Here is a 19,014-nt window from a genome sequence, read left to right on the forward strand (position 1 = left end):
AAATATAACCTTGGAATTTTTATGAAAATAACAGTAGTAGGTACAGGCTATGTCGGCTTATCCAATGCTATGTTACTTGCCCAGCACAATAAAGTAATCGCTGTCGATGTCATAGCAGAAAGAGTCGAGATGTTGAATGCCAAACAATCTCCTATTGAAGATCCAGACATTGAAGATTTTTTACTCAACAAACCCATCGATTTCACAGCCACTTTAGATGCCAAAGCAGCTTACAAAGACGCAGATTTTATTATTGTTGCTACCCCTACGGATTACGACTCAAAGACCAACTATTTTAATACCCAAAGTGTTGAAAGCGTCATTGAAGAGGTGCTGAGTGTTAATAAAAATGCGCTAATCGTTATAAAATCAACAGTGCCCGTCGGCTATACCAATGACATTAGAAAACGATTTTTGACAGATAACATCATTTTTTCGCCTGAATTTTTACGCGAAGGCAAAGCGCTATATGACAATCTTTACCCTTCGAGAATTATCGTCGGTGAGCAGTCGGAACGTGCGAGACAATTTGCAGATTTGCTCTTGGAAGGTGCGATAAAGAAAGACGTTCCTCAGCTATTTACTGAATCTACTGAAGCTGAGGCCATTAAATTGTTTTCCAATACCTATCTAGCGATGCGTGTTGCTTATTTTAATGAGCTAGATACATATGCCCAGACTTTTGGATTAGATACCAAACAGATCATTGAAGGCGTAGGCTTAGACCCGCGTATTGGCAATCATTATAATAACCCATCGTTTGGCTATGGTGGCTATTGCTTGCCTAAAGACACCAAGCAGCTATTGGCAAATTATGATGAAGTCCCGAGCAACCTTATCCGAGCTATTGTTGATTCTAATAGCACTCGTAAAGATTTTATTGCCGATAAAATCATTGAAAAGCAACCAAAAATCGTTGGTATCCATCGACTAGTAATGAAAAGTGGCTCGGACAATTTCAGAGCGTCTGCTATTCAAGGCATTATGAAGCGTATCAAAGCAAAAGGCATCGAAGTGGTTGTCTATGAACCCGTATTAAAAGAAGAAGAGTTTTTTAACTCAAAAGTCATTAAGGATTTGGACGCATTCAAAGCCATGAGCGATATTATAGTGGCAAACCGCTTATCTGCAGACATCCAAGATGTGTCGCATAAAGTGTTTACCAGAGATTTATTTGGGAGCGATTAATGAAGATTTTAGTGACTGGTGCCGCAGGTTTTATTGGCTTTCATTTAATTAAAGCCTTGCTGGGCAAAGATTGCTTTATTGTCGGTATTGACAACCTCAACGCTTATTATGAGGTTGCGTTAAAAAAAGACCGTCTCAAAATTCTAAGCGAACAATCAAACGAAAATACTTTTAGATTTATCACGTTAGATCTGGCTGATCGCGAAGCCATGGCCAGTTTGTTTACTGAATATGGCTTTGATATCGTGATTAATCTCGGTGCACAAGCGGGCGTGCGCTATTCTATCGAAAAGCCACATGAATACATTGACTCCAATGTAGTGGGATTTCTGAACGTGCTTGAAGGCTGTCGACATGCTAAGGTAAAACATTTAGTATACGCCAGCTCTAGCTCTGTATACGGTATGAATATCAAGCAGCCATTTAGCACTAAGGATCGTGTAGATTATCCCATTAGCTTATATGCTGCGACCAAAAAATCTAACGAATTAATGGCACATACCTATAGCCATTTATACAATATCCCCACGACAGGGTTACGCTTTTTTACCGTCTATGGTCCTTATGGTCGCCCTGACATGGCCTACTTTTCATTCACCAAAAAAATACTGGCAGGTGAGCAGATTGATGTCTATAACAATGGTGAGATGCAACGTGATTTCACCTACATTGATGATATTGTCGAAGGCATCACTCGTATTATCGATAAAATCCCAGAACCACAACAATCTTTTGCGACCACAGCAATCGCACCTTACCAAATCTACAATATCGGTAATAACCAACCGGTAACGCTGCGCCGCTTTATTACCGCTATTGAAAGTGCGTGCGGTAAAAAAGCAAAAGAAAACTTGTTGCCCATGCAGCCAGGTGACGTCCCAGCAACTTACGCCGACATAGACGAGCTAACAGCCGATATTGGCTTTAGACCTGAAACCAGTATCGAAGATGGCATCTTAAAATTTGTAAATTGGTACAGAGCCTATTATCTAGAAGAACCAAGAGAATCACATCAAGCATAAAATTCGATAAGTCATAGAATAGATATAGCAAGGAAGAGTCAACCTATGAAGACATTGACATATTTGGTTAATTTAGATGGAAGCGACGCGCGCCTAGAAAGCGCAACTCAGCAGTTAGAGCAAATAGAGTGGCCATTTGAAAGAATACCAGCCTATGATGGCCGCGGTAAAAATTTGGCTGATTTTGCAGATTATGATGACTCTCAAGCCAGAAAAAATCTAGGACGTAGCTTATTAAGCTCCGAAATCGGCTGTTATCTAAGTCATTACAAATGCGCTGAACAATTCTTGCAGACGGATGCTGACTTCTTGGTGGTACTAGAAGATGATATGACCTTGTCCACCAGCTTCAAGACGATAATAAATGAAACCCTAGCGTTTTTACATGCTCATCCAACGTTGGATTGGTACTTGGTAAATCTTGCAGCAAAAAAGAAAAAGCTTGCTCGGGACATCACCAGCTTTGATAAACATACATTATGGCACGCCTATTATTTCCCTATTCGTGGTCTTGGCCTCATTTGGTCACGCAAGGGCGCTGAAGCATTTATTGCAGCCGCAAAACCCATCTCTATGCCCGTTGATATATTTTTCCAACAATGGCTGAGTAACAATGGAAAAGGGTTGGGTATTTGGCCTGTATTGGTACAGCCTTTGGGCCTTGACAGCGATATCTTAGGGACGGAAGCATCGCAAAATATAAAACGCAAAGACAAAGAAAATCGAGACTTGTCCTATAATATAAAAAAACAGAAAAGAATGTGGCAAAATAAAACCAAGGCTGTTGCCAACTTATACCTAAACAAGTAGTTTATATTTTATGAAAAACATCGTTATCAGTTTAGAATCTGCGGTAGAGCGCAGAAAACATATCACTAATGAATTTCAAAAAAACAACGTCGACTTTGAATTCTTCAATGCCTTAACACCAGACTTGGCTCATACTTATGCTCAAACTTTGCCCATTGATTTAGAAAACATCGATTTGACTGGTGGCGAATTGGCATGTTTTATGAGCCATGCTTCTGTTTGGCAACAAATGATTGATCAAAACATACATTATTTAGCCATTTTTGAAGACGATGTATACTTAGGTGAAGATGCAGAAGCGCTATTAACCACCACGAGTTGGATACAACCTGAATGGCATATTATTAAAACAGAAGCCTTTTCTGAAAAAGTCTTTTTGTCTTCCAATTCCTCTGAGATTGTCTTAAATAGGCGGCGCATTGCCCAATTAAAAGGGAAGAATTTAGGTACCGCAGGTTATATTTTGTCGTTGCGCGGTGCGCAAGTATATTTGGACTATATCTTAAAAAACAAACTGCGACCGCTTGATGAGTTAATGTTTGACGATTTTATCAAACATGGCGCTGAACCCGTCTATCAAATGACCCCTGCCCTATGTATTCAAGAAATGCTTTTAAATAAAGGCAATCCCTCGCTCCCAAGTGCGCTAATCAAAGATCGTCAAGGCCGTATGAAGTCAGAGAAAAAACCTGCTATGTTTAAAGCGAAGCGCGAAATTAACAGGATTGGGATGAAGATTAAGAAATCCATATTTGCAGCAGAAGTGGTTTTTAAATAGAATATTTTATCGTCAAATAATTTATTATGATAATAATTTTGGAATGGGAAAGTAATGACGGAAGATAACAAACCATCTGTAGCCATATTATATATTGCCACTGGTCGATATACCGTTTTTTGGGAGTACTTCTATCGCTCTGCTGAAAAACACTTACTTCCCAATAGTAACAAACACTATGTTTTATTTACTGATAACCTAGCATTAATCAGTAAGCAGACTGACTATCCTAATGTCACGATGATAAAGCAGGAAGCTTTAGGATGGCCTTATAGTACATTGATGCGCTTTAAATTCTTTTTAGGGGCAAGGTCTATTATTGAAAAGTATGACTTCATATTCTACTTTAATGCCAATACAGAGTTTCTTTCTGATATCACTGAAGATGAGTTGTTACCTCTCGATCACCATGAGGAGCTGAGTCTCGGCGTTCAGCCTCATATGTTTCATCTTAATAAACGTGCCTACACTTATGATCGTAACCCTCAATCACAAGCATATATTCCCTATCATAAAGGAAAGTATTATTTCACAGGTGCGTTGAATGGTGGTAAATCTCATGCATATTTACAGATGTGCGAAACTCTCAACCAAAACACAGAATTAGATTTAAAAAACAACGTTATTGCACTATGGCATGATGAAAGTCAATTAAACAAATTTGCATTAGACCGTACAGATATTAAGGTTCTACCACCTTATTTCACACGTGGAGAGCACGAATACTGGAAAAAAAGCTCAAAAATAATGTTTTCTGATAAGACGCATTACCGATTTGGCGGACATGCTTATCTAAGAGCCGAAACAAATGACAAAATCACAAAATCTGACTGGGAACAGAAGAATGGCAAACGTCGAAGAAAGCTCAATACTCGATTCAAGCAATATATCGCCTCACTTTTTTTCTGACAGTCCTACTTATACTAAGCTAAAAAAGCTAAAAACCAAGCCTAAACGCTTTTTTTATTATTTAAGTACGCCAAGAGATAGACGTAAGAAATTCGAAAAAGAAGCTGATACAGACCAACAATGCCAAGTAGCAAAATGCTGGGAGCAATTTACTCAATTATATTTCGATAATCAATTGACTTCATATTCTTTTAAACCTAAAAAATCATTTAGCGATGAAAAAATAATTTGGCAATATTGGGGGCAAGGTGTAAACAGCTTAGACCTACCTGATATAGTAAGACTTTGCTTTAAATCAGTAGATAATAACAGTGGCGAATACACTGTTATTAGATTAGATGATAGTAATATTCAAGATTATCTAGATCTGCCAGAGTTTGTTTGGGAAAAAAGAGCAAATCCGCAATTTAAGCATGCGTTCTTTGCAGATCTTTTACGTTTGGCATTACTTGATGTCTATGGCGGTGTTTGGCTGGACGCAACCATATATCTGAGCAGCCCTCTTTCTGATTTAAAAAGTCAATCAGATTTTTTTATGTATCAAAGAGACGCCGCCAAAACTGAACGTGAAGCATGGATTTCATTTAATAGATACTACTTTTCTTGGGAAAATGCTCATAAAATAAATGTACTAAATAGTATTATTTATGCCAAAAAACATAGTTATGTTATTCATACTTGTTTAAATCTATTACTCAATTTTTGGCACACGCAAGAGCACATTCCACATTACTTTTTCTTTCAAATCATGTTTGACAGTTTAATAAATAATCAACTTTCAGACTATCAGTGTGAAATCATCGACGACACTCAGACGCATCTACTGCTTAAAGTCTTGGACGAACGTTTCGACGAAAATTACTTTAAAGAAATAGTTGCTCAAATTAATACCCATAAGCTATCTTATAATAAGCAGCCGAAAGAGCACTCTTTTTATCAGCATTTATTGAACATCACATAACTTAATATTATTAAATACATATGATACCTAAGGATATTATGATATTGGTAAGAAACTTGGAACTATTGGGTCAAGGTACGCAGAAACTGGTCTACAAACACCCATCTGATACTGATAAGATTATCAAGATAATGAAGCCTGAACATGCGACATCTAATGGTGGTAGAAAGAGACAGCATCACTTGCGTGCTCATCATTCTCAGGGAATATACAAACAGTTTCGCAGAGAAATATTGCAGTATTTACAGCTTTGTAAAAACAACTATAGTCTGCAACGATTTACGTTTCCAATGGAGACCGTTTATGGCTTTATCACAACAGATAAAGGGTTGGGACTAGTGACTGAAAAGGTCATAGACCCTAACGGTTCAACCATGACGCTTTATGAGCTTTCTAATACCAACCTTTTCAACGATACACACGCAAAGGCGTTAGATAAGTTTTTTGATGAGTGTTGTGAATTACATGTGGTATTGGGCGAAGTTAATATTGCTGGCATCATGTACACCGAGCACAGACAAGGTAGCCCTGAGTTTGTATTGGTCGATGGCATTGGTGAAAAGCTACTCATTCCTTTTAGAGCAATGAGTAAGACCATTAATAGCCGTAATGTTCGAAAGATTGAAGCAAAAATAAAGTCCAAAATCGGTTATTACTCTACTAAGCATTAGAATTATAACCATGATAGTTATCAATGTGACCTTTATTTATTCGCTACCAGTTTATAAATACAGTAAAAGACCCAAGACAACTTAGTCGTCTTGGGTCTTTTATTAGAACCTATCACTTCATGAATCAGTCTTAATCAATAAAGCTTAACCAATCCATATACTGCTCATTGCGACCATGAACCACATCAAAGTATAGGGTCTGTAGCTGCTCAGTCAAAGGTCCACGTCCACCATTGCCGATAGTACGATCATCATATTCACGAATAGGTGTCACTTCGGCCGCCGTACCTGTCATAAAGATTTCATCTGCCAAGTAAAACTCATCACGAGTGATACGGCGCTCAACGACCTTGATTCCTAGATCATCGGCAAATTGAATGATGGTACGACGCGTGATGCCGTCAAGTGCACCGCCCGCTAAATCTGGCGTATGCAGCACACCGTCTTTGACTAAGAATAAGTTTTCACCTGCGCCTTGGCACACATAACCCTGTGGATCCATTAAGATGGCTTCGTCATAGCCATTACGAGTGACTTCTTGGTTCGCCATGATGGACACAGGATAGTTGCTTGAGGCTTTTGCCTTACACATGGTCACATTGGTCATATGATGAGTAAATGAAGATGTTTTTACACGGATACCGTTTTTGATACCCTCTTCACCAAGATAAGCGCCCCAATGCCAAGCAGCAACCATGGCATTGATACTATTGTCACGTGAAGACAAGCCTAGTTTTTCTGCACCGACCCAAATGAGCGGACGGATATAGGCTTCTGCCAAGTTGTTTTGCTTGACCACATCTTTGTGCGCTTGCTCAAGAGTCGCTGCATCAAATGGCACATTCATTTGAAAGATTTTTGCAGATCCTAGTAAGCGCTCGGTGTGTTCTTTTAGACGAAAAATTGCAGTACGGTTGTCGGCGGTTTGGTAAGCACGCACACCTTCAAACACCGCCATGCCATAATGCAAGCTATGCGTCAGCACATGAACTTTGGCATCTGGCTGTTCAATCATTGTGCCATTCATCCAAAGCTTACCATCTTGTGTTGCCATATTCATTTTATAATCCTTATGTTAGCGCTAACGGCTAATTTTTTTAGATATAGTCGACGCACTTATAAATGCTTCGACTAGAGGTGGTATTTAATCGTATTTATCAACATCATATGATAACACCACAGCGTCAAATTTTATTGCTAAAATACAGTGTCATTCTTACTAAGAAATAACCAACAACTGATAGCTTTATCGTGATGTGTTGCCAATTATATCACTGGCGGTGCTAGCAAATGAAATCTTTTAGTTTGAGCATCACAGGCTATTATTTATAATCAAAAACCTTTTTAAGAGTTATGCGAATCGCCATCTGTTAGATTGACACCCATCAAATGTTGCCATTGCGCTTGCACTAATGCTCGTGTTTCTTTCCACAGTGACTCATCAACTAGTAACGATTGCTCTGATAACGCCAATTGATGAGTAGCAGCACGAATTCTGAGGTAGGCATCTGTCAAATCTTGGCAGACTTGCTCCTCCCAAATACCCAGTAATGCCACCTCTTCGAAAATACGGACGTTATCGCTCCATTTGGTCAGGCTTGGATGCTCATGCGAATAGGCCAATACCGCAAATTGTGCTAAGAACTCAATGTCGATGATCCCGCCTGCATCTTGTTTAAGATGAAACTTACCTGCCTGTTGTTGCCATTGACTGGTACCCAGATGTTTTTGCATCTTAATACGCATACTGGTGACTTCTGTACGTACCTGCTCTATCGTGCGTGGTAAGGACAATACGTCTCGGCGAATATCACAAAAACGTGCCGTCACTCGTTTGTCACCGCAAATCGCTCGTGCCCGTACCAAGGCTTGATGCTCCCACGACCATGCCTTTTCTAGCTGATAGGTTTCAAATGCATGACAAGACACCACCATCATACCGGCATTACCTGAGGGGCGCAGACGCATATCAATCTCATAAGCGCGGCCATCTCGAGTTTGGGTATTGAGATAGTTCATCAGCTTTTGTACCAAGCGGGCAGCAAACTTCATACCGCTGACCGATTTTTCACCCGTGGTCATGCCCTGCTCTTTTATCTTATGCAAAAACACCAGATCCAAATCTGAAGAATACGACAACTCTAGCCCGCCAAGCTTGCCATAACCAATAATGGCAAAGCCGCAGTCCGCCTCGGTCACCGGGTCACCATCTTGACCAATAGGATAGCCGTAGCGTTTGACAATTTCTGCAAAAGCCCGTTCTAATGCGGCTTCTAGTACCACCGCTGCGATATAAGTGAGAGAATCCGACACCTTCATAATCGGACGCTCAGCCAATACATCACTGGCGGCGACAGCCAACACTTGATTCTTTTTAAATAGTCTTAATACGCTAAGCAGCTCTTCTTCGTCATTAGGCTCTACGCGCAATAACTGTTGACGCAAAATATCACGCAACTCTGGCTTATCAGGCAAGTGACGATAACGCTGCTGTAAAAAAGTATCTAAGAGCACAGGATAATGTGCCAACTCTTTGGCAATCCAAGGACTGGCAGACAGCATGGGTATCAACTCAATCGTCGCATTGGGGTTTTCTGCAATCATCACCAAATAGATAGAGCGACGACAAATCGCTTCGAGCAATGTAATGAGACGTGGCAAAGCGGTATTGGCCAGTTGCTGCTGCTCTTGATGAGCGAGTAACGCATGGATAATCACAGGATAAGCGTCATCCAACCGCTCGCGAGCTTCATCGCTCAAGTTAGCAACCATCTTTGACTGCCAAAAACTTTGTAACAGCGCCCGATTTTCTGCCGTTAGTACTTCGTTCAATCGTGCAATCTGTTCATCAAGATGTTCGGGCTCAAGATCTGTATTTTCATGATCAGGTATCTGACGTTCGGTGACCATACGCTCAAAGGGAACATTGACATTGTCTCGGTGGTGGTTGAGCGTGTTTAACAGTGCATTCCAATCATCAAACCCAAGGGTAACTGCCAAGTTATGCTGCCATTGCGGATCGTGTGGCAGACGCTGAGTCTGTTGATCATTGATCGCTTGAATGGCGTGTTCAAGGCGACGTAAAAAACGATACGCGGCTTGGAGCTCTTGATAAGTAATGCTCTCTAGATACTCAAGCTTGTGCAATACCTGCATCGCTTGTAAACAAGATTTCACCTGTAGTTGAGGATGCCTGCCACCATAAATCAACTGAAAGGCTTGCACAATAAACTCAATGTCTCTAATACCGCCAGCACCCAGCTTGATATTATCCAAATCCTCCCGCTGTGCCACTTGATTTTGAATAAGGGACTTCATCTCCCTGAGTGCTGAAAAAGCACTGTAATCCACGTAATAACGAAAAACAAAGGGCTTGATGAGCGCTTGTATCTCATCATAAAACGGCTGCTCTATCTGCCCGACTACTCGCGCTTTTAGCCACGCAAAACGCTCCCATGCGCGTCCATGCTGAGAGAAATACTTTTGCAATGCGGACAGATGAATGGCCAAATCACTACCATCACCCCACGGTCGCAGACGCATATCCACTCGAAAGACAAAACCATCAGCCGTCTTCTGATCCAGTAATTTAATAATACCTTGACCGAGCCTTGTCATAAACCGCTTATTGTCTATGCTGCGCGCGCCTTTTGATTTATCGCCATTGGTTGCGCCGCGTGCCTGATGGACAAAGATAAGGTCTATATCGCTCGATAGGTTCAGCTCATGAGCGCCAAGCTTACCCATTGCCATAATCGCCATGTCATCAATTTGCACGTTACCTTTGGTATTAATAAAAGTCGGTTCGCCGTACTGCTTGATCAAATGCTGATAGGTATAATCTTTGGCAAATGAGATACATCCATCCGCAAACTCCGACAGCTCATCGGTCAATTGCTCAAGCACTATCAGTTGTAAGGCGTCTTGCCAAATCCAGCGCATCATCAGCAGCGTACGTAGATGACGCAAGCCTCTCATCACCTTCATTTCGTCAGCAAGTTGGTAGTTTTCATCTAACGTATAATCTTGAATCAAATCATCGATTTGCTGCCGAGTTAAGGTCTGATCTAATGGGTAGCTACGTAAAAATGTTTGGCATGAAACCGTCCGACTCTCCCAAATCTGGTAAGCGAACTCGCTTGCCGTCTGCAATACTTGCAGCTGTTCGGCTGTAGGCTGACAATCTGTACCATGGGTCGCACGTGAAGGCATAGCAGGTGACATAGGGAACTAAACTCCTTACATAGAGTGATAAGACTACGTGAACTTAGCGCATAAGTTTATCGTTTTTTCTTACGAAGCAGTCACAGCATCAACTAACGATACGCAATATGTCAGTATTTAATATAAAACTACGTTTAATGACAGTGACCCTATTTGCTTTTGAGCGCTTTATGGTAGCATAAACAACTTTAGCGCAGATGATTGAAAAGAGCTCTTATGACAACCACGACCCCATTGCTTCTGATTACCGCTGATCCTAGCCACCCGCTTGCCTATTTAGCGCTACGTTATGCACGCGCTTATCTGCAAAACGCCGCCAATAAAAAAGATACCAATGATAATACCACCTTAAACGTATTTTTTTATGGCGATGCGGCTAATACTGCCAATGATCTACGCTGGCAGTCGGCAGACCAAATTAATTTGACCAAAGAGTGGCAAACACTCGCTGAGCAGTTCCAGTTAGCGCTGCCCGTCTGTGTCAGTACCGCACTCAGTCGCGGCATTAGCGACACAGATAACAGCAAGCGCCATCAACTTAATGGTGACAACCTTGCTACTGGCTTTGCACTGGTCGGACTGAGTGAGCTTGCGATGATGATGCAAGGCGACTGTCGTTTGATGCAGTTTTGATCACTTGCCGTGCAGACAGACTACATTTTATGATAATAACTATCAGCGACCAATTAGAGTAGGAATTAACCATGAGACTATTAATTCAGCTGCACACGCCGACTGAGATGGCGAGTTATGAAGGCTGTGCGCTTGCATTAACGCTCGCGACCTTTGGTCATGAAGTACAGCTGTATTTAGATGCGCCTGTTTTTGGTTTATTGATGCAGCCTGCGTCGCGTTTGCACGGCATGATTCAGTCGCTTGAGCTATATGACATGCCAGCCGCTTGGCTACCTGACGATGTCTTTAGCGGCTGGGTCACTGGTATGCTGCCTATTGATTTGGCTTCACAATTGACATTGATACCTGAAGTGGTAAATTCATCAGATTTTGAGCAAATACTAAGATTTTAGCATCGCAATTTTATTTGTAATACTTTAAATACTAGGGTATGTCCTCATTTTCAAAATGAGATAAGTTTTAGCTCATTTAGGTATTAATTGATTGAATTGAGTACATGCCCTATCCTACATCTAGCAAAAATCGGACACTGTTATGGCAACTTTATATCAAATACACAGCACAATGGATACACTCAGGCGCAGTGTCGATGAGATGTCGCGCACATGGCGCACTGGTGATAGCATACTCTTACTTGGTGCCACTGTGGCTTTTATCAGTTGGCTTGATGCGTATTTGAGTGATAGTGAAATACAAGGCATCGCAGATATTTATGCCTTAGCCGATGATGTGGCACAGCTGAGCACCAACACTAGCGCGAAGCTCAATCTAGAGACTAAGTTGAGTGGGCTATTAACGGATGCAGAGTGGGTCAATCTGACTCAGAATACCAATGCTAGTAATACCAACACTAATAATGCGAAGTTTGATAAAGTAGTGACCATCGCCCTATGAATAACGATAATACGACCAATCACAATATAACGGCAATCAACGTTGAATTAGATCAAGATGGTCATTTATGTGACCATAACATTTGGACCCCTGATGTTGCTCAGCAATTGGCCAACACTCTAGAGGTACAACTAGAGACTGAGCACTTACAAATATTACAACAAGTACGGGCATTTTTTATTCAGTTTAATCACGCACCAGCCACGCGCCCACTGATTAAATGGTTGCAGAAAACCTTACCCGAGCATGATATTAGCAATCAGAAACTACAGCAGTTATTCAAAACTGGCTTGGTCGCGCGTCATGTGAATCGCTTGGCGGGCTTACCCAAGCCACCCAATTGTTTATAAGGCCTATGGCTGATGAATTGTTATGAATGGCGATGAGCACCTGAATTTTGTGTGATCGCCTTTAGGGTCTGTTGAACATACCAATATGGTACTGCCAGCGGCTATTTTGGATCATATACCGTTAAGGTTTCATAGCCGATACTACGACCTTCATCGCCAGTAAAGCCTTGCTGACGCCATACCTCATACAGACATATCGCCACACTATTCGATAGGTTCAAACTGCGTGAATCAGCCAGCATTGGCAACCTTAGCCAATTATCAGCGCCAATATCTTCACGAATATCATCTGCCAGACCTGCTGTTTCAGAGCCAAATACTAAGGCAACATTAGCCGTCTGGTCAGTCATCGGCTGTCCACCAAAGTCATAGTCATAAAAAGGCTTGCTCAGCTTGGTAGTTAAGGCTGTAACAGTATGACAATCGGCTGCCTGTAGCGCCAGTTTTGCTGCCGCCCAATCATCATGTACTTGTAGGTGCGCGTATTCATGATAATCCAAACCTGCACGACGTAGCTTTTTATCATCAAGCTCAAATCCTAACGGCCTAACCAAATGTAGCTGCGCGCCCGTGTTGGCACATAAGCGAATAATATTGCCCGTGTTGCTAGGCATTTTGGGCGCTACTAACACAATATGGGTGGTCATATCGACTCCTTAAGTCATTAAATCTGCAAGTTGCCATTAATCGAAGATAACGTGGACAGACTCTATTAAAATGATGATTAATTGAATTTATGAACAAAGAGTAAGTAAAAGTTACAGTTTACTGCCAATAATTACATTTTGATACTGTGCACGGTTTTTAACTTTCACTATGATGTCTCTAACGGATATCGAGATAGTATTTATCAATTGTTATCTTATCCAATAACCCCTCAGTGATGCTTAGCATCACTGTTATTATTTATAACGACCTATTTTGAGGATTCTATTATGAAAAAAGTAATCATCGCATCTTTAACTGCTATGTTTGTTCTAACTGGTTGCAACACTTTTAAAGGTTTGGGTCAAGACGTATCAAGCGCTGGCCAAGCTGTTACTGGCGGCGCACAAGACGTGCAAAATAAAATCTAAGTATTGATTTTTTTAGCGTATTTAAAAGGCTTATCATCTATGTGATAAGCCTTTTTTTATAACGGTATTTTTTTGATATTAAAACTGATATTAAAGACACGCTGAACATCTCCAATTATAAGAAGGCTCGCAATATCTGATTGAGATAACGTTGACCTAACAATGTTGGCTGTAGGCGCTCTGTATTGTCTACTAGCAGTCCCTGAGCAATCAATTGCGCCACTTGTACAGCAATATCATCATAACTCAGCCCTGTCCTTGCAGTAAACATCGACCAAGCGACGCCGTCATGTAGACGTAGCGCATTAAGCATAAACTCACTGACCAATTCATCACTGTCAATTTCCTGCCAACCCACCATTTTTGGTGCTTTTTGTCTAATAAAATAGTCAGTGATATCTTGATAATCCACATAATCTTTAGGCAATCGTGATTTACTAAAACGATAAATACCAGAATCTACTAGCAAGTCATGCTTTAACCCATTCTCTGTTAATGCTGATGCTTCATCAGCAATCGTTACTTTACCATGTGCACCTGCACCAATCGCTAGGTAATCACCAAATTGCCAGTAATTAACATTGTGACGGCATGCTTTATCTGAAGCGCCTGCCCACGCGGACACTTCGTAATTGCGGTAGCCCAATTGCTGTAATAACGCTTGACCTGCCTGCTCAATATCTGCCAAGTTATCTTCATCTGGTAAAATCGGCTGGCTGCGGTAAAACACCGTATTGGGCTCAATCGTTAATTGATACCATGAGATATGCGTCGCCCCAGCATCATGCGCCATCTGGATATCGTCCAGCGCCTCATTCATCGTTTGCTGCGGCAGCCCATGCATCAAATCGACATTGACTCGCTCAAACCCAGCTGTGCGAGCCGCATGAATCGCCGACAATGCTTGTGCAGGGTCATGTATGCGGCCAAGGGTTTTGAGCTTATCAGCAGCAAAGCTTTGTACACCAATCGACAAACGATTGATACCCACCTCTAAATATTGGGCAAAAGGCGCATGCTCAAGCGTGCCTGGATTGGCCTCCATGGTCACTTCAATGCCATCAGCAAACTTAAAAATGTTACGTAAGCCAGTAAACAATCGCTGGTATTGCGCAATCGGTAGCAGTGAAGGTGTACCACCACCGATAAAAATCGAACTGATTTCTCGCGCTTGGGTTAACGGCTGCTGCATGGCGGCATCTGACAACAGCGCATCCACATATTCGTCATACATAGATAGCTGCGTATCCATCGGCAGCTCATGCGAATTAAAATCACAATAAGGGCATTTTTTGACACACCACGGTATATGAATATAAAGAGCCAGTGGAATGGCGCTTACCTGTATCCCACTCGCAGTATTATTAAAAGCGCTGAGATTATCAGAAAAATGAGCAGGTTTAATATTTGACATAAACGAAGGTATCTATAAAAAGAGTTACATAAAGAGATAACTGCTGTCACTAGCAGAAAGTAGCGCTAGGATAACGGCTAATGTGATTAAAAAAAAGGCTATCTTAAAGAAAAGCAGATCAATAACAAAACCAATCACAAATATTCATGTTAACCGTGTCCTTTTATAGGCAAAATAGTGAAGAATGATGGCATAAAATGACATTGCAAATAATGAATGGCTAATAATGATAAATAGGATAGAGATATGGCTTATTGGTTAATGAAATCCAACCCCAAGTTTTTTGGTATTGATGATTTGCAACGCCTAGAGACAGACAATTGGGATGGCGTACGCAATTACCGCGCTCGTAACTTTATGCGTGATGAGATGCAGGTCGGCGACAAGGTATTTTTTTATCACTCTAGCGCCAAACCATCTGGCGTCGCTGGTATCATGACGGTAAGTAAAGCAGGCTACCCTGACCCTTGCCAGTTCCATCCTGAGCATCGTCATTACGATCCTATTGCCACCGAAGATGAGCCACGCTGGTATATGGTAGATGTCACTTTTGAGCAAGCCTTTATTGATATTCTACCACTATCAGCACTTAAATTTTTACCCGCACTTGAAGATTCATTATTAATGAGAAAAGGCTGTGAACAACTTACCGTTATTCCACTAAACGCCAAACACTGGTACGCCATTATGGATATGGCAGAAACACTTAATCTGCTATCTGCGCAACCAGCGGTTAAATCGTAACGATTGCGTAAGGTTTTTAGTGTTATCAACGAACACTTATTGATGCGCTGCCTGCAAAAAATTTGCTATATTTGCGATTTGTCTTCAAAAATTCATTTATCGATTTTCTTTATCACACCTTCACCCCCATTATCAGGACTCGCTTATGAGCGCACCCAAACTACTATTATCTGTATTAGCCATCAGCATGTTCAGTCTGACCCTTAGCGCCTGTGGCAGTGACGGGGACAAGGTCAAAGAGGAATATGACCGAGTAGAAGATCAGGTAAAAGATGAATATGATCGTGTGGAAGACAAGGTCAAAGAAAAGTATAAAGAAGTCGAAGATAAGCTGAGCGATGATGAAAAATCCATGGCTGAGATTCTGGAGTCGGTATTTTTACCAGAAGAATCACTCGATAATTTCTTGGACAAAATAACCCCAGAAGGTGGTCGCGGCGGTTTATATGTCGGACACTTCATTGAGATTGACGATGGTGACAACAACGATATCGATATCGGTGCCGTTTACTTTGACATCAGTAAAGATGGCGCTGGCAGCGTCGATGGTAGCGTTAGTTATCAGCAGCAAGCCTGTCAAGAAAACAATACTCTGGGTATCAACTCAGCCATTAAGGTTGACAACTATATCGCGGGTAAAATAACAGGCAGTCTCGATACGTTAGCGTTCTTAGACATTAAGTATGTCAATGATTTGGGCATAGAAACACCAAACTTATTAACTACCTTTGCGGGGAGCTTTGAGGAAAAAGAAGCAGGATCACCTTGGAAAGGTAGCTTTGAGTATCAGGATGGCATCGGCGGTAAAAAATTAACAAGTAGCGAAAAAAATTGCAACGTCACTTACACCATCAGCGATCGCTCTAACTTTAAGACTTACCCACTTGATTATAGTCTGGGAAAAATGACTCTTGATGTCATCGGTAATGGCAGTCAAAAGACCGTCACTTGGCAAAATCCTGCCAATACCAAGCATCTACTGGTCAGCCAAATTGATGTCAATAAAGCCGAGTCTGGTGCTAACGGCTATGTGCAGAACGTGATATTGAGTAATCTTGAAACGCAATTTGCCCCTGTCATTCCAGCTAACGCCACCAATTACGCTATTGTCGTACAAGCCTTTGATGCGAATAACACCTTGATTGGCTATCAAGCAGTGGTGCAAGATTTGCCTGAATCGTTATAAATGCGTGCTGGTATACCTATAAGTTAGAATGGTTATCGTCAATTCCATACTCTATTGAATCGATCATCTTTCACAGTCAGTTCTTAAGAGCCATATAACGCTTTTAAAGCGTTGACATCATAGCTTGGCTTCTTTACCATCATATTTATTTATAACCCGTCAATCCAAACAGTGGATTGACGGGTTATTTTTATTTTGTGCCTACATTTTTTTTCATACTCTGCCTATATGGGCTTGCTCATATTATTTATCGGAGTATTATCGTCGGCACGAATCCCCTTTTGATATCCAGCCAAAAAACAGAATTAGCTTGGTAAAACTTGCTTAGGGCGTATCCTCATTTTAAAAATAGTGATACCAGTGGAATAAATTGTCATCAAACCCAAAAAATAGCGTAAATAGCATGGGGTTAGTATCCAGCTGTTTGGCAATGTTTGATAAAATTTAGCCATTTTCAGCTCATTTAGATGGCCATCGATTGAATTGATAAGATGCCCTAAGTCTCATGAATGTCTTACTTGCACTCGTTTACCTTTCTGCTCAAATTTTTGGTCATGGTATGACTGTCTCGCTATTAACTTACTGATGGCAGTATTTGCTCATCAGTAATAATTACCGCAAAGAATAAAAAGTTGCTCACTATGGTTTTCCCATTATCTTTTAGAGATTTTAAAAGCTACAGCTTACGCTTAGGCGTGCTCGCGCTTCCTATTTTAATTACTCAGTTTTGCCAAGCCGCACTTGGTGTGGTCGATGCTATCATGGCCGGTCAAGTCTCCGCGCTTGATTTGGCTGCCGTAGCCGTTGGCTCTGGTATTTGGCTGCCCCTGTTTTTATTAGCCACTGGTATTTTAATCGCCACTACCCCTCTTATTGGTGAGGCTATCGGTCAAAATAATCACCATCAAGTACCGCATATCACGCAGCAATCTTTATGGACCGCCGGTGTGATTGGTATTATGGGCTTTATTATTGTTAATTTAGCCCCCAATGTACTTGGGGTCATGGGTGTGCCTGAAAACATCCAACCGATAGCAACGCAGTATTTACATGGCGTGTCTTTTGGTTTTCCTGCATTGGCTGTCTATGCGGTGCTACGCAGTTATTGCGAAGCACTTGGGCGACCTGAGCCGGTGACCGTTATCAGTATTATCGGGCTACTTGCTGATATTCCACTTAACTATATTTTTATCCATGGTCTGTTTGGCATGCCTGAAATGGGCGGTGCAGGCTGCGGGGTCGCAACGGCAATAGTGTTATGGATAAACGTTTTATTGCTGGCAGCTTATACCAGCTTCACTAAGCGACAGCAGTTTGCCAGCACGCGCTTTTTTTATGCGTTTGCCAGTCCTAATCGTACACAGATCAAGAAACTCCTTAAACTTGGTATTCCGATTGGTATCTCTATCTTTTTTGAAGCCAGTTTGTTCAGCTTGGGTGCTCTTGTTATCAGTCCATTAGGTGAGCTAGCAACCGCATCGCATCAAGTGGCATTAGCGGTGACCTCCCAGCTGTTCATGATTCCGATATCGGTCGCTATGGCACTGACAATTATGGTATCCAATCGTTTTGGCGAAAAAAACCTGATGGCGTTACGTCAAGTGCAAGCCACTGGTCTTATCTGGACAGTATTGATTGCACTCACGTGTATGCTTGGTATTTGGCTATTTAGGCCGCAATTAGCAGCCGCATTCTCTGATAACCCAGCCGTTATCACGCAATCTATGCATTTACTTATTTTTGCACTTGGTTATCAACTGTTCGATGGCTGGCAAGTCAACGTCGCTGGTATATTGCGCGGCATGCAAGACACCACGATACCAATGTGGGTCACGTTGTTTTGTTACTGGCTGGTGGCATTGCCACTTGGTGTTTATTTGGTGCGCTTCACCGATGTGGGCGCACAAGGCTTTTGGATGGCATTAATCACGGGTTTATTCTTATCGTCTATTCTACTCACCCTACGCCTGCGCTATCAACAAAAGCGTCTAACGGCGATGTGGGGTTAATGCATCAGATATACTGATGTAAATGCAATATCTACTAACCATGACTAGCACTACATGGTCACATAGACTATGATAAATCATTGAGCATTTCTTACTCGTAAGAAATGCTTACGTCATAATATGTAAAAAAACTCAGTTAACA

At 41.5% G+C, this 19,014-nt stretch carries 19 protein-coding genes; 15 read left to right on the forward strand and 4 right to left on the reverse strand.

Annotated elements, in window-relative coordinates; all coding sequences use genetic code 11:
• Positions 1–21 precede the first annotated feature (21 nt).
• Genes JFC10_RS04890 through JFC10_RS04920 form a run of 7 tightly spaced genes read left to right on the forward strand, consistent with a single transcriptional unit; the run spans position 22 to position 6,339 of the window.
• Positions 22–1,188 (forward strand): nucleotide sugar dehydrogenase, encoded by a 1,167-nt coding sequence (locus JFC10_RS04890; RefSeq protein ID WP_198331924.1) that lies wholly within the window; start codon positions 22–24, stop codon positions 1,186–1,188.
• Positions 1,188–2,210 carry an NAD-dependent epimerase gene (locus tag JFC10_RS04895; RefSeq protein WP_198331925.1) on the forward strand — a complete coding sequence of 341 codons (1,023 nt, stop codon included), beginning with the start codon at positions 1,188–1,190 and terminating at the stop codon, positions 2,208–2,210. The genes JFC10_RS04890 and JFC10_RS04895 overlap by 1 nt, the downstream gene beginning before the upstream one ends.
• A 45-nt stretch (positions 2,211–2,255) precedes the next feature.
• On the forward strand, positions 2,256–3,020 hold the full coding sequence (locus tag JFC10_RS04900; protein ID WP_198331926.1) for a glycosyltransferase family 25 protein: 765 nt from the start codon (positions 2,256–2,258) through the stop codon (positions 3,018–3,020).
• Between the two features lie 10 nt (positions 3,021–3,030).
• Positions 3,031–3,798, forward strand: coding sequence for a glycosyltransferase family 25 protein (locus JFC10_RS04905; RefSeq protein WP_198331927.1), 768 nt, complete (start codon positions 3,031–3,033; stop codon positions 3,796–3,798).
• A gap of 54 nt (positions 3,799–3,852) precedes the next feature.
• Entirely contained in the window at positions 3,853–4,707 is an 855-nt protein-coding gene (locus tag JFC10_RS04910) for a glycosyltransferase family protein (protein WP_198331928.1), read from the forward strand.
• Positions 4,643–5,668: a capsular polysaccharide synthesis protein gene (locus JFC10_RS04915; protein ID WP_198331929.1), complete on the forward strand. Its 1,026-nt coding sequence runs from the start codon at positions 4,643–4,645 to the stop codon at positions 5,666–5,668. The genes JFC10_RS04910 and JFC10_RS04915 overlap by 65 nt, the downstream gene beginning before the upstream one ends.
• A 38-nt stretch (positions 5,669–5,706) precedes the next feature.
• Positions 5,707–6,339 carry a YrbL family protein gene (locus tag JFC10_RS04920; protein WP_198331930.1) on the forward strand — a complete coding sequence of 211 codons (633 nt, stop codon included), beginning with the start codon at positions 5,707–5,709 and terminating at the stop codon, positions 6,337–6,339.
• A gap of 130 nt (positions 6,340–6,469) precedes the next feature.
• On the opposite strand, the gene JFC10_RS04925 is transcribed toward JFC10_RS04920, so the two are convergent.
• Positions 6,470–7,399 (reverse strand): branched-chain amino acid transaminase, encoded by a 930-nt coding sequence (locus JFC10_RS04925; RefSeq protein WP_055124135.1) that lies wholly within the window; start codon positions 7,397–7,399, stop codon positions 6,470–6,472.
• Positions 7,400–7,683: 284 nt separating this feature from the next.
• Positions 7,684–10,563, reverse strand: a complete 2,880-nt coding sequence (gene glnE / locus JFC10_RS04930; protein WP_198331931.1) for a bifunctional [glutamate--ammonia ligase]-adenylyl-L-tyrosine phosphorylase/[glutamate--ammonia-ligase] adenylyltransferase — start codon at positions 10,561–10,563, stop codon at positions 7,684–7,686.
• Between the two features lie 216 nt (positions 10,564–10,779).
• Between glnE and tusD the strand changes: the two genes are divergently transcribed.
• From tusD to JFC10_RS04950, 4 genes are all read left to right on the forward strand, one after another.
• Positions 10,780–11,196 carry a sulfurtransferase complex subunit TusD gene (gene tusD, locus JFC10_RS04935; protein ID WP_198331932.1) on the forward strand — a complete coding sequence of 139 codons (417 nt, stop codon included), beginning with the start codon at positions 10,780–10,782 and terminating at the stop codon, positions 11,194–11,196.
• Positions 11,197–11,267: 71 nt separating this feature from the next.
• A complete protein-coding gene (locus JFC10_RS04940; protein WP_193012234.1) occupies positions 11,268–11,591 on the forward strand; it encodes a hypothetical protein in 324 nt (107 codons plus the stop codon).
• Between the two features lie 142 nt (positions 11,592–11,733).
• Positions 11,734–12,093 carry a hypothetical protein gene (locus tag JFC10_RS04945; RefSeq protein ID WP_198331933.1) on the forward strand — a complete coding sequence of 120 codons (360 nt, stop codon included), beginning with the start codon at positions 11,734–11,736 and terminating at the stop codon, positions 12,091–12,093.
• The gene (locus JFC10_RS04950; RefSeq protein WP_193012236.1) at positions 12,090–12,443 is read left to right on the forward strand and encodes a TusE/DsrC/DsvC family sulfur relay protein; all 354 of its coding nucleotides are present in this window, start codon (positions 12,090–12,092) and stop codon (positions 12,441–12,443) included. Before JFC10_RS04945 ends, JFC10_RS04950 begins: the two co-directional genes overlap by 4 nt.
• Before the next feature lie 101 nt (positions 12,444–12,544).
• Here JFC10_RS04950 and JFC10_RS04955 read toward each other — a convergent pair whose 3' ends face one another.
• Positions 12,545–13,090, reverse strand: coding sequence for a tRNA (cytidine(34)-2'-O)-methyltransferase (locus JFC10_RS04955; RefSeq protein WP_198331934.1), 546 nt, complete (start codon positions 13,088–13,090; stop codon positions 12,545–12,547).
• Positions 13,091–13,378: 288 nt separating this feature from the next.
• Between JFC10_RS04955 and JFC10_RS04960 the strand changes: the two genes are divergently transcribed.
• On the forward strand, positions 13,379–13,519 hold the full coding sequence (locus tag JFC10_RS04960; protein WP_193012238.1) for an entericidin A/B family lipoprotein: 141 nt from the start codon (positions 13,379–13,381) through the stop codon (positions 13,517–13,519).
• A gap of 115 nt (positions 13,520–13,634) precedes the next feature.
• On the opposite strand, the gene hemW is transcribed toward JFC10_RS04960, so the two are convergent.
• Positions 13,635–14,933, reverse strand: coding sequence for a radical SAM family heme chaperone HemW (gene hemW / locus JFC10_RS04965; RefSeq protein ID WP_198331935.1), 1,299 nt, complete (start codon positions 14,931–14,933; stop codon positions 13,635–13,637).
• A 246-nt stretch (positions 14,934–15,179) separates the two neighbouring features.
• Here hemW and JFC10_RS04970 point away from each other — a divergent pair, with 246 nt between their 5' ends.
• From JFC10_RS04970 to JFC10_RS04980, 3 genes are all read left to right on the forward strand, one after another.
• On the forward strand, positions 15,180–15,677 hold the full coding sequence (locus JFC10_RS04970) for an EVE domain-containing protein (RefSeq protein WP_198331936.1): 498 nt from the start codon (positions 15,180–15,182) through the stop codon (positions 15,675–15,677).
• Positions 15,678–15,822: 145 nt separating this feature from the next.
• Positions 15,823–16,863, forward strand: a complete 1,041-nt coding sequence (locus tag JFC10_RS04975; RefSeq protein ID WP_198331937.1) for a hypothetical protein — start codon at positions 15,823–15,825, stop codon at positions 16,861–16,863.
• A gap of 641 nt (positions 16,864–17,504) precedes the next feature.
• The gene (locus tag JFC10_RS04980) at positions 17,505–18,872 is read left to right on the forward strand and encodes an MATE family efflux transporter (protein WP_198332048.1); all 1,368 of its coding nucleotides are present in this window, start codon (positions 17,505–17,507) and stop codon (positions 18,870–18,872) included.
• Positions 18,873–19,014 lie beyond the last annotated feature (142 nt).

The sequence above is a fragment of the Psychrobacter aquimaris genome, assembly GCF_016107525.1.
GTDB lineage: Bacteria > Pseudomonadota > Gammaproteobacteria > Pseudomonadales > Moraxellaceae > Psychrobacter > Psychrobacter aquimaris.

Excerpts from the sequence above, each read along its gene's own strand:
- JFC10_RS04910 (WP_198331928.1), top strand. The coding sequence starts at position 3,853 with ATGACGGAAGATAACAAACCATCTGTAGCCATATTATATATTGCCACT.
- JFC10_RS04900 (WP_198331926.1), top strand. The coding sequence starts at position 2,256 with ATGAAGACATTGACATATTTGGTTAATTTAGATGGAAGCGACGCGCGC.
- JFC10_RS04970 (WP_198331936.1), top strand. The coding sequence starts at position 15,180 with ATGGCTTATTGGTTAATGAAATCCAACCCCAAGTTTTTTGGTATTGAT.
- JFC10_RS04920 (WP_198331930.1), top strand. The coding sequence starts at position 5,707 with ATGATATTGGTAAGAAACTTGGAACTATTGGGTCAAGGTACGCAGAAA.
- JFC10_RS04975 (WP_198331937.1), top strand. The coding sequence starts at position 15,823 with ATGAGCGCACCCAAACTACTATTATCTGTATTAGCCATCAGCATGTTC.
- JFC10_RS04925 (WP_055124135.1), bottom strand. The coding sequence starts at position 7,399 with ATGAATATGGCAACACAAGATGGTAAGCTTTGGATGAATGGCACAATG.
- JFC10_RS04950 (WP_193012236.1), top strand. The coding sequence starts at position 12,090 with ATGAATAACGATAATACGACCAATCACAATATAACGGCAATCAACGTT.
- JFC10_RS04955 (WP_198331934.1), bottom strand. The coding sequence starts at position 13,090 with ATGACCACCCATATTGTGTTAGTAGCGCCCAAAATGCCTAGCAACACG.
- JFC10_RS04960 (WP_193012238.1), top strand. The coding sequence starts at position 13,379 with ATGAAAAAAGTAATCATCGCATCTTTAACTGCTATGTTTGTTCTAACT.
- JFC10_RS04945 (WP_198331933.1), top strand. The coding sequence starts at position 11,734 with ATGGCAACTTTATATCAAATACACAGCACAATGGATACACTCAGGCGC.
- tusD (WP_198331932.1), top strand. The coding sequence starts at position 10,780 with ATGACAACCACGACCCCATTGCTTCTGATTACCGCTGATCCTAGCCAC.
- JFC10_RS04905 (WP_198331927.1), top strand. The coding sequence starts at position 3,031 with ATGAAAAACATCGTTATCAGTTTAGAATCTGCGGTAGAGCGCAGAAAA.
- JFC10_RS04895 (WP_198331925.1), top strand. The coding sequence starts at position 1,188 with ATGAAGATTTTAGTGACTGGTGCCGCAGGTTTTATTGGCTTTCATTTA.
- hemW (WP_198331935.1), bottom strand. The coding sequence starts at position 14,933 with ATGTCAAATATTAAACCTGCTCATTTTTCTGATAATCTCAGCGCTTTT.
- JFC10_RS04940 (WP_193012234.1), top strand. The coding sequence starts at position 11,268 with ATGAGACTATTAATTCAGCTGCACACGCCGACTGAGATGGCGAGTTAT.
- JFC10_RS04980 (WP_198332048.1), top strand. The coding sequence starts at position 17,505 with ATGGTTTTCCCATTATCTTTTAGAGATTTTAAAAGCTACAGCTTACGC.
- glnE (WP_198331931.1), bottom strand. The coding sequence starts at position 10,563 with ATGTCACCTGCTATGCCTTCACGTGCGACCCATGGTACAGATTGTCAG.
- JFC10_RS04915 (WP_198331929.1), top strand. The coding sequence starts at position 4,643 with ATGGCAAACGTCGAAGAAAGCTCAATACTCGATTCAAGCAATATATCG.
- JFC10_RS04890 (WP_198331924.1), top strand. The coding sequence starts at position 22 with ATGAAAATAACAGTAGTAGGTACAGGCTATGTCGGCTTATCCAATGCT.